The organism is Streptomyces sp. SolWspMP-5a-2, from assembly GCF_900091845.1.
Classification (GTDB): Bacteria; Actinomycetota; Actinomycetes; order Streptomycetales; family Streptomycetaceae; genus Streptomyces; species Streptomyces doudnae.
The window spans coordinates 1-6,595 of the sequence record NZ_FMCI01000092.1 but is presented as its reverse complement, the minus strand read 5'-3'; the positions used below and the strand labels follow the sequence as shown (position 1 = coordinate 6,595).

4 protein-coding genes are annotated in these 6,595 nt (G+C 74.3%); 3 read left to right on the top strand and 1 reads right to left on the bottom strand.

The features are described 5' to 3' along the window. Window positions 1-170: 170 nt before the first annotated feature. The 3 genes from lanKC to GA0115242_RS08915 all read left to right on the top strand — a co-directional run bounded on the left by lanKC (window position 171) and on the right by GA0115242_RS08915 (window position 4,225). Complete coding sequence (gene lanKC, locus GA0115242_RS08920) at window positions 171-2,789, top strand: class III lanthionine synthetase LanKC (RefSeq protein ID WP_161353058.1); 2,619 nt, start codon at window positions 171-173, stop codon at window positions 2,787-2,789. 79 nt (window positions 2,790-2,868) lie between these two features. Beyond that, window positions 2,869-3,003 carry a class III lanthipeptide gene (locus GA0115242_RS41230; protein WP_202555094.1) on the top strand — a complete coding sequence of 45 codons (135 nt, stop codon included), beginning with the start codon at window positions 2,869-2,871 and terminating at the stop codon, window positions 3,001-3,003. A 91-nt stretch (window positions 3,004-3,094) separates the two neighbouring features. Then, window positions 3,095-4,225 carry an LLM class flavin-dependent oxidoreductase gene (locus tag GA0115242_RS08915; RefSeq protein WP_176729776.1) on the top strand — a complete coding sequence of 377 codons (1,131 nt, stop codon included), beginning with the start codon at window positions 3,095-3,097 and terminating at the stop codon, window positions 4,223-4,225. Here the strand turns inward: GA0115242_RS08915 and secD are convergent. Further along, on the bottom strand, window positions 4,182-6,476 hold the full coding sequence (secD, locus tag GA0115242_RS08910; RefSeq protein ID WP_256089391.1) for a protein translocase subunit SecD: 2,295 nt from the start codon (window positions 6,474-6,476) through the stop codon (window positions 4,182-4,184). The two genes, GA0115242_RS08915 and secD, sit on opposite strands and share 44 nt — an antisense overlap. Window positions 6,477-6,595: the final 119 nt, after the last annotated feature.

Here is a 6,595-nt window from a genome sequence, read left to right as displayed (position 1 = left end):
GACCGGCCGCCGCACACCCCCTCACATCCACGCGATCCACCGCATACCGAGCTGACCAAATGACTCAAAAGCGGCGTATGGCACGGCTGTTCGCTGGTCGGGCGGAAACGCCCGTGCCATGCTGCGGAGTGCGCGCAGACCCATCCCGCATCGCACGCGAAGGCGGCTCGATGGACTACATCTCCTATGTGCAGGCGCACCCGGACTTCTACCGTCCGCTCTACGAGGGCAGCGAACTGGGGCAGCGTTACGAGGCCCGGAGCGTCCCGGCCTCCTGGGACCGGAAGTCGATGTCCTTCTGGTCGATCCACAAGCCGCCCGGGACCGTGATCGCCACCCACGGCTGGAAGGTCCACGTCTCCGTCCGGATCGCGCGGGCCCAGGACGTGCTCGACGTGGTGGCCGGGGTCTGCGTCCGGCAGGGCGTCGCCTTCAAGCACCTCGGCACCCGCGCCTACTTCCTGATGCTGCACCACAAGCACGCGCCCCGGTCCCAGAACGGGAAGTTCATCGCGGCCTACCCGCCCGACGCCGAGGCGTCCAGGAGGCTCATGGAGGAGCTGCACGACCTCCTCCCCGACGAGGTGGGCCCCTACATCCTCGGCGACCGGCGCTGGCGCGACTCCCGCGCGGTCTCCTACCGGTACGGGGCGTTCGAGACCATCCCGGTGGTCAGGGCCGACGGCTCCGAGGAGCTGATGGTGCCGGACGGCGCGGGAAGGCTCGTCCCCGACGTGCGGGGGCTCTCCTTCACCCTGCCCGAGGGGATCGAGGACCCGTTCCGCGCCCAGACCAGGCCCCTCAGGCACTACACGGCGGCCGCCGCCCCCGCCCCGCAGTCCGTCTCCTTCGAGGGCCTCACCTTCACCAGGCTGCTGCGGCACTCCAACGGCGGCGGCGCCTATGTCGCCACCCTCGCGGAGAGCGGGGAGGAGGTCTTCGTGAAGGAGGCGAGGGCGCACTCGGGGCTCTATCCCGACGGCACCTCGTCGCCCGAGCACCTGACCCACGAGAACGCGATCCTGCGGTCCCTGGAGGAGGACGTCCCGGGGGTCGCGCCCGCGCCGGTGGCGTTCTTCGAACGCTGGGAACACACCTACCTCGTCACGGAGTTGGTGCCCGGGGTCTCCCTGCTCGAATGGGTCACGAACCACCACCCGGGGTTCACCGTCTCCCCCGACAGCGCCTACTACCGCTCCTACTGGGACCGGTGCGCGCACGTCGTCGGGCAGCTGACCCGCGCGCTGGAGCGGCTGCACGCCGCCGGGTACGTGTTCCTCGACGTCAGTCCGCGCAACGTCCTGGTCGACGACGACGACACCGTGCGCCTCATCGACTTCGAGACGGCCGAGAGGACCGGGAACCCGCTCGGCCTGTTCGGCACCCCCGGCTACTTCCCCGACCTCCCGGCCGACCGGCTCGCCGCGGAGATGGAGCGCGACCCCACCTACTGCGACCGGTACGGACTCGCCGCCGTCACGCAGTTGCTGACGTTCGGCATGAAGATCCACGTCACCCAGCGGGAGCCCGGCGCGCTGCACCACCTGCGCGACCTCGTGCACCGCACCTCCGGCCTCCCGGTCCCCGCCACCCTCTGGCGCCGGTCCACCGCCTTCACCGACCCGGACAGCCCGAGCCGGGTGCCCTCGCCCGACGCGGTGCGCGCGGACCCGCTGGGCTGCCTGCGCGGGCTCAGGGACGCGGTGGCCGACGCGATCCTCGCCGCCGCGACGCCGGAGGGACGCGTCGTCTTCCCGACCGTGCCGCGCGGCTACTACGCGCACCAGCACGCCGTCGTGCACGGAACGGCCGGGGTGCTGCACGCGCTGCGGCTGGCCGGACGCGAGGCGCCGCCCGAGGTCCTCGCGCGCTTCCGCCGGGAGAGCCTGGACGAGAGCGCGCGGGCGGCGCCAGGACTGCACTCGGGCGGCGCGGGCATCGCCTGGGTGCTCGCCGACCACGGCCTGGTCGAGGAGGCGGAGACGCTGCTCGCGCGGGCCGGGGACCATCCGATCCTGGACCGGTGCGCCACCCTCGGCGAGGGCGCGGCGGGCGTCGCCCTGGCCCATCTGGCGCTCTACGGGCACGACAAGGACGAGGGGCACCTGGACGCGGCCCGGCGGATCCGCGCGCGGATCCCGGCAGGCGACGCCCTCCTCGGCCACCTGGAGACGGCGGGCGCGACCGGGCTGCTGCACGGCCGGGCGGGCGTGGCGCTGCTCGACCACTACCTGTACCGGATCCTCGGCGACGACGACGCGAAGCGGAACGGGCTCGCGCTGCTGCGCGCCGAGGCGGCCGAGGCCGACCCCTTCCCCGGCGGCGGCATCGGGTTCCGCGTCTCGGCCGAGGACCAGCGCCTCTACCCCTACCTCTACCGGGGCTCCGCCGGGTACGCGACGGTCGCCGCGCGCTACCTCCCGGTCGCCGACGAGGACCTCGCGGAGTCGGTCACCGAGGCGGTCCGGGCCAGCACCGCCGCGACGACGTACTACGCGGGTCTCTACGAGGGCCAGTCGGGGCTGGTCTTCGCGCTCGCCGAGCACGCGTCGCTGACCGGTCTGCCCGCGGGCCGCGAGGCGGCGGTGGAGACGGCCCGCGGCCTGTTCTGCCACGCCGTCTCCCACACCACCGGCGTCCACTTCCACGGCGAGTACCTCATGCGGTTCAGCACCGACCTGTGGAGCGGCTCCGCGGGTGTGCTGCTGGCCCTGACCCGGCTCCTGGACGACACCGAGGACGCCTTCTTCACGCTGGACCGGCTCACCCGGCGGCCGGCCGACGGCTGACCCCGCGCCGGTCCCACCCCGTCCCACGCCCTCTTCCGGTGGAGGAGAGGGGAAGCAGAGGAAAGGAAGGACGAACGTCATGGCGGACATCGAAGTCATGGAAGAGGTGCTGGCCCTCCAGCTCCTGGAGAGCGAGACGCCGGAGACCGACCGGCTCGCCGCCTCGGGCCTGTGCACCAGCACCACGGCCAGCACCGGCTGTACGAAGTTCTGATCGGCGCCTGCCGCTGACACCCGGAGGTCCGGACGCACCGTCCGGGCCCCCGGGCGGCGGCACCGCCCGACGCGCGATCCAGGAGGACGCCGTGGAATTCTCCCTCTTCTTCGTGGGCCAGCTCGCCGATCCCACACCGGAACGGGAACGGCGGATGCTGCGGGACTCCGTCGAACAGGCCGTCCTCGCCGACCGGGTGGGGTTCGACCGCGTCTGGGCGGTGGAGCACCACGGCCTGAAGTGGTACTCGCACATGAGCGCGTCGGAGATCTTCCTGACCTGGGTGGCCGCGCGCACCGAGCGGATCAGGATCGGGCACGGGGTGGTCACCCTGCCGTTCGCCTACCAGCATCCGGTCCGGGTCGCCGAACGGGCCGCCCTGCTCGACGTGTTGTCCGGCGGGCGCCTCGACCTCGGCGCGGGGAACGGCGGCAGCGCCCGGGAGACGGCGCTGTACGGAGTGGACCGGGACGCGGCGCGGGCGCAGGTGCGCGAGGCGCTGGAGATCATCACGGGCATCTGGCGCGACGAGGAGTTCGAGTGGCACGGCTCGCTCGACATCGGCCCGGGGACCGTCCTGCCCCGCCCCCTCCAGGCACCGCACCCGCCCCTCTTCCTGGCCTGCGGCAAGGAGGAGGCGCTGCGCACGGCGGCCGGACTCGGGCTCGGCGCCCTCGTCCTCGGCTTCGGCGGCCCCGCGATGACCCGCCACCGCCGCGCGCTGTACGACGCGGCCCGCGCCGAGCGCGCCCCGGGCGGCCTCCTCACCTCCACCGTCAACGACCACTTCGCGGTCGTCTGCCCGACGGTGGTGCTCGACGACGTGGAGCGGGCGCGCGCCGTCGGGCTGCGGGGCCAGCAGTTCTTCGTCGAGTCGTCGCGCCACTGGTACGGCGGGGGCAGGCCGCCCGCGCAGGACCCGGCCGTGGACGGCGAGCGGGCCCTGGAGCGGACGCGGCGTGAGGTGCTGGACCAACTCGACGAGCACCAGGTGGAGTTCAGGCCCGAGTACGTCGCCGCGTACCACACCGACCACCCCTACGGCTCGGCCGAAGGGGCGGTGGAGCGGGTCAGGGAACTGGCCGACGCGGGGGCGGACGAGGTGATGTGCCTGGTCCAGATGGGGACGGTTCCGCACGAGGTGTGCATGGAGACGATCCGGCAGTGGGGCGAGAAGGTCATCCCGCGTTTCCGGGCGGGGAGTCGGGCCCCGGCGGCGTGAACCCGGTTGCCCGGCGGGCGGGTTGACGCCGTCCGCCCCGGTGCAGGACGACGGCCAGCGGGGTGGCGGTGAACATCGAGGAGTACGTGCCGACCACCAGGCCGATGAGCAGGGCGAGGGCGAAGTCCGTCAGGGTGTCGCCGCCGAGGACGGCGAGCGCGGTGAGGATGAACGCGGCGCCCATCCCCGTGTTGACAGTCCGCGGCAGGGTCTGCAGCAGGGCGCGGTCGGCGACGCGGTCGAAGGGCTCCCCGCGGTCGCGCCGGGCCAGTTCCCTGAGCCGGTCGAAGAGGACGACGGAGTCGTTGACGGAGTAGCCGATGACGGTCAGCAGCGCGGCGAGGAAGACCCCGTCGATCGGTTTGCCGAGCCAGGCGAAGACGCCGACCAGGATCACGACGTCGTGGGCGAGGGCCGCCACAGCGGAGCTGCCCAGCAGCCAGCGGAAGCGGGCCGCGAGGTAGCAGAGCTGGGCGGCGAGGGCGACGGCCAGCGCGACGAGCGCGCCCCGGCGCAGCTCCTTGCCGAGGCTCGGGCCGATCGTCTCGTCGCGGAGCAGGTCGGCGCGGCCGGTCAGGGCGGCGACGGTCCTGGTGAGCGCGCGGGTCTCGGTGTCGCCGAGGTGGTGGGTGCGGACGGTGAGCCGGTTCTCGCCCGAGGTCTGGACGACGGCGCGCGGGAACCCGCCGTCGGCGAGGGCGGCGCGGGCCCGGTCGGCGTCGACCGGGGTGGCGGTGGCGTACTCGATGAGACGGCCGCCGGTGAACTCGACGCCGTAGTCGAGCCCGCGTACGGCGATGCCGGAGGCGGCCAGCACGAGGGCGGCGGCGGAGACGGCGAGCCAGCGGCGCGGGTGGCGCATCAGCCGCGGGGCGGCCCGCGTGAGGTGGTCCCGGACGGCGCCGGTGTGGGCGATGCCGGTGAGGCGGGGGCGGCGGCGCGTGCCGGGGCGGGCGAGGGCGAGGTCGGCGAGGGCGCGGGTGACGACGAGGGCGCTGAACATCGAGGCGAGGACGCCCGTGCCGAGGGTCACGCCGAAGCCGCGCACGGGTCCCGAGGCGAGGAGGAACAGCAGTCCGGCGGCGATGAGCGTGGTGATGTTGGAGTCGGCGACGGCGCTGAACGCCCCGCGGAACCCGGCCGTCAGGGAGGACCTGGGGCTCGGGCGGACGCGGGCCGCGTACTCCTCGCGGGCGCGTTCGAAGACGAGCACGTTGGCGTCGACGGCCATGCCGATGGCGAGGACGAACCCGGCGAGTCCCGGCAGGGTGAGGGTGGCGCCGAGGGCCGCGAGGGCCGCGTAGGAGACGAGCCCGTAGCAGGCCAGGGCGACGGTCGCCAGGACGCCCAGGAGCCGGTAGACGGCGATGATGAACAGCGCGGTCAGGGCGGTGCCGACGGCGGCGGCCCAGGCGCTGGCGGTGACGGCCTCGGCGCCGAGGGTGGGTCCCACGGTGCGCTGCTCGACGGTCTCGACCGGCACCGGCAGGGCGCCGCCGTTGATGAGCAGGGCCAGCTCCCGGGCCTCTCTGTCGTCGAAGGTGCCGGTGATCTGGGTGGAGCCGCCGGTGATGCCGGTCCGGCAGGCGACGGACGGGTCGACCTGCGGCGAGGAGATGATCTTGTCGTCGAGCACGATGGCCACCCGGCGGGCCGGGTCGCCCGGCGGGGAGCAGGCGGCCTCGCCGGTCAGCCGGGCCCAGCCGGTCCCGCCGTCTCCCGCGAAGCCCACGGTGACGTGCCATCCGGCGCCGCCCTGCTGGTCGAAGCGGGCGTCCGCCCTGTCGACGTCCTTGCCGGTGAGGGCGGCGGCCCGCAGGCTCAGCGGCCGGCCGGACTCGTCGGGCAGCACGAGCGTTCCCGCGGGCGGCGGGTCCGCGTCGGGGCCGGCGCCGGTCGCGGTGCCGAGGACCTGGTGGAAGGTGAGCTGGGCGGTCCGGCCGAGGACGTCCGCCGCCTTGCGGGGGTCCTGCACGCCGGGCAGTTCGACGACGATGCGGTCGCTGCCGGAGCGGGCGACGGTGGGTTCCGCGACGCCGAGCGCGTCGATCCGGGCGCGCAGCACCTCGACGGTGCGGTCCGTGGCCTCGCCGTCGGCGTCGGCGCCGTCGGCGGGGCGGGTCTCCAGCACGATCTGGGTGCCGCCCCTGAGGTCGAGTCCGAGACGGACGGGCACGGTGAGCGCGATGTGCAGGGACAGCGCGACGACGGCGAGGGCGATCAGCCCTCTGGTGTACGGGGATCGCTTCACGGCGGGGCCTCCGGCGGGCATGCCGCGGCCCGCACGGGGGCCGCGGTCAGGGAGAGGGGAAGAGGGGTTCGGGTGCCGGAGGGGAAGGGGGCGCGCGGGTGCCGTGCCGGTCGGCCGGG

What these genes read in the sequence shown, in the direction of transcription:
- lanKC (WP_161353058.1), top strand. Translation starts at nt 171, where the DNA reads ATGGACTACATCTCCTATGTGCAGGCGCACCCGGACTTCTACCGTCCG.
- GA0115242_RS41230 (WP_202555094.1), top strand. Translation starts at nt 2,869, where the DNA reads ATGGCGGACATCGAAGTCATGGAAGAGGTGCTGGCCCTCCAGCTCCTG.